This window comes from Actinomadura sp. 7K507 (assembly GCF_004348425.1).
GTDB lineage: Bacteria > Actinomycetota > Actinomycetes > Streptosporangiales > Streptosporangiaceae > Spirillospora.
Genome location: NZ_SMKK01000457.1, coordinates 1 through 2,835 on the forward strand (window position 1 = coordinate 1; position 2,835 = coordinate 2,835).

The 2,835-nt window shown below is 71.4% G+C and carries 3 protein-coding genes; all 3 read left to right on the forward strand.

Annotated elements, in window-relative coordinates:
- Window positions 1–131 precede the first annotated feature (131 nt).
- From istA to istB, 3 genes are read left to right on the forward strand one after another with little or no spacing between them, the layout of a single operon-like run.
- Entirely contained in the window at window positions 132–1,694 is a 1,563-nt protein-coding gene (gene istA, locus E1285_RS44325; protein ID WP_132160905.1) for an IS21 family transposase, read from the forward strand.
- Window positions 1,691–1,933 (forward strand): hypothetical protein, encoded by a 243-nt coding sequence (locus E1285_RS44330; protein ID WP_132160906.1) that lies wholly within the window; start codon window positions 1,691–1,693, stop codon window positions 1,931–1,933. Before istA ends, E1285_RS44330 begins: the two co-directional genes overlap by 4 nt.
- The gene (gene istB, locus E1285_RS44335; protein ID WP_132160907.1) at window positions 1,930–2,721 is read left to right on the forward strand and encodes an IS21-like element helper ATPase IstB; all 792 of its coding nucleotides are present in this window, start codon (window positions 1,930–1,932) and stop codon (window positions 2,719–2,721) included. Before E1285_RS44330 ends, istB begins: the two co-directional genes overlap by 4 nt.
- Window positions 2,722–2,835: the final 114 nt, after the last annotated feature.

Below are 2,835 nucleotides of genomic sequence, written 5' to 3' on the forward strand. Positions count from 1 at the left end.
CTGACGGCGGCCGTGACAAGCTCCCCGTAGGCGGCCAGACACCGCCCCACTGATGGCCAGGAAGTTCCCCAGGGACGGCCAGATATCTCCCCGCTTGATCGTGATCGTTCCCGGTCGGCGAGAGTCGGCGGGTGAAGAACAGCAGGGAGATCATGGAGATCCTTGAGGCGTACGACCTCACGGGCAGTTATCGTGCCGCGGCCGAGTTGGCCGGTTGCGACCACCACACGGTGGCCCGGTATGTGAAGATGCGCGCGGCGGGGCAGGCGCCCGAGCAGCGGCGGCACCGGGAGCGGGCGATCGACGCCTACCTGCCCAAGATCGAGGAGCTGGTGGTCCGCTCCCGCGGGAGGATCCGCGCCGATGTGGTCCATAAGCGGATCGTCGCGATGGGCTTCGCCGGCGGGGAGCGCACCACCCGCCGCACGGTGGCCGAGGCCAAGGCCCAGTATCGGCTCGGCCGCCACCGTGTCTACCGGCCGTGGACGGTCGAGCCGGGGCTGTGGCTGCAGTGGGACTGGGGCTGGGGCCCGCTGATCGGCGGGCGGCAGACCATCTTGTGGTGCGCGTGGCTGGCGTGGTCGCGGTTTCGGGTGGTGATCCCGGTCTGGGACAAGACGCTGCCGACCGTGACCGCGTGCCTGGACGCGACGCTGCGGCGGATCGGCGGGGTCCCGGCCTATGCGCTGACCGACAACGAGAAGACCGTCACCACCGGCCATGTCGCGGGGATCGCGGTCCGCAACGCCGAGATCGTCGAGGTCGCCAAGCACTACGGCATGACCATCCGCACCTGTGTCCCGGCCGATCCCGAGTCCAAGGGCGGCTCGGAGGCGACGGTGCGGATCGCCAAGGCCGACCTGGTGCCCACCGAGGTGAACCTGCTGGCCGAGTACCGGACGTTCTCGCAGTTGGAGAGCGCTTGCCGGGCGTTCTGCGACGAGGTCAACGACCGTGTCCACCGCGAGACCCGCCGCAAGCCGACCGAGCTGCTGGCCCAGGAACGCCAGCGGCTGCACCCGCTGCCGCGGGCGCCGTTCACCGCGGCGTTCGGCACCACCCGCCGGGTGAACTGGGACTGCACCATCTCGGTCGAGGGGGTGCGCTACTCGGTCCCGCACCGCCTGGTCGACACCCGCGTCTGGGCCCGCTTCCACGGCGACGAGTTGATCGTCACCGCGGTGGCCGGCGACGGCGCCGCTGCCGAGGTCGCACGCCACCGCCGCGGCACCGCGGGGACACCGGTCATCGACACCGCGCACTATCCGCCCCGCGACGACAAAGACGCCGACCGCACTCCGAAGGCCACCAACGCCGCCGAGGCCGCGTTCTTGATGCTGGGCCCCGGAGCGGCGTCGTGGCTGGTGGAGGCCGCCGCCGCGGGCACCCGCCGGATCGGCCACCAGATGGCCGAGTCCGTCGCACTGTCCAAGCTGCACTCGCCCGCTGCCGTCGACCGCGCCCTGGGCACCGCCGCGATCACCGGCCGGTTCACCGGCAAGGATCTGCTGTCGATCCTGGACTACCAGGCCCGCCAGGGCGATGCCGAACCGACCCGGCCCGGCGAGGACCACAGCCTGCAGCCCGGCACCTCCGCCTGGGCCGCCTTCGGCACCATTCCCCGCCCTGCTCCCGACACCGACGGCCCCGACACCGATGCCCTCGACACCGACGGCCCGGGCGGGCGGGCGTGAGGCCCGGCCCCGCCCCGGACTGGGCACCGCTCAGCATGCGCAGGTGGGTCGCCCGGGACCTGCACCGCACCCTGACCACGGCCATCGACCACCTGGAGGCCCGGCACGCAGGAACCACCGGCCACCTCACCGGCACTGTGCTGGACGACCTGCGCTATCACGCCGGACTCCTGCGATGCCGTCTGGCCGAATCGGCCGCCGGCAACGGCACCATGACAGACAAGGACCCGATCCGATGACCGCACCGCTGCGCACCGTCCCCGGCTCGGCCGGGGACCCCCTGGCCGAGGCGATCGAACTCACCCGCCGGCTCAAGTTGCCCCACATCCGCCGCGCCCTTCCCGACCTGATGCCCACCGCCAAGGCTCAGCGCTGGGACCCCGCCGAGGTCGTCCGGGTCCTGCTCGCCGAAGAGGCCGCCGGACGCGACCGAGCCAACCTGGCCACCCGCCGCAAACGGGCCGGGTTCCCCGCCGGCAAGACCTTCGGCGACTGGGACGAGACCGCCTCGCCCATCCCGCATCCGACCCAGGACGCCCTCAAAAGCCTCGAATGGATCGGGCGCCGCGAGAACCTGTGCATCTGCGGCCCATCGGGCACCGGCAAATCCCACTTCTGCGAGGCTCTCGGCCAGGCCGCCGTCGAAGCCGGGCTGAGCGTCGCCTGGTTCACCATCGAAGACCTCGGCGTCCTGGTCCGGCGCCACCGCGTCGACGACTCCATCGCACGCGCGCTGACCCGCCTGATCCGCTCCGACCTGGTCATCATCGACGACATCGGCCTGCTGCCCGTCTCACCCGACGCCGCCGAGGGTTTCTACCGCCTGGTCGACGCCGCCTACGAGAGACGCTCGCTGGCCGTCTCCAGCAACCTGCACCCCTCCGGCTTCGACGAGATCATGCCCAAGACCCTGGCCACCGCCACGGTCGACCGGCTCCTTCACCACGCCCATGTCGTGGTCACCCAGGGTGACAGCTTCCGTCTCGCCCAAGCGACCTCCGGGCAGGGGGTGAAGCCCTTCTCCTGACCCTGACCAGCACCAACGGCGGGGAACTATCTGGCCGCCGTTGGGGAACACACCATGGCCGCCTACGGGGAGATCTCAAGGCCGCCTACGGGGAGTTCCGAACGGCCATTGACA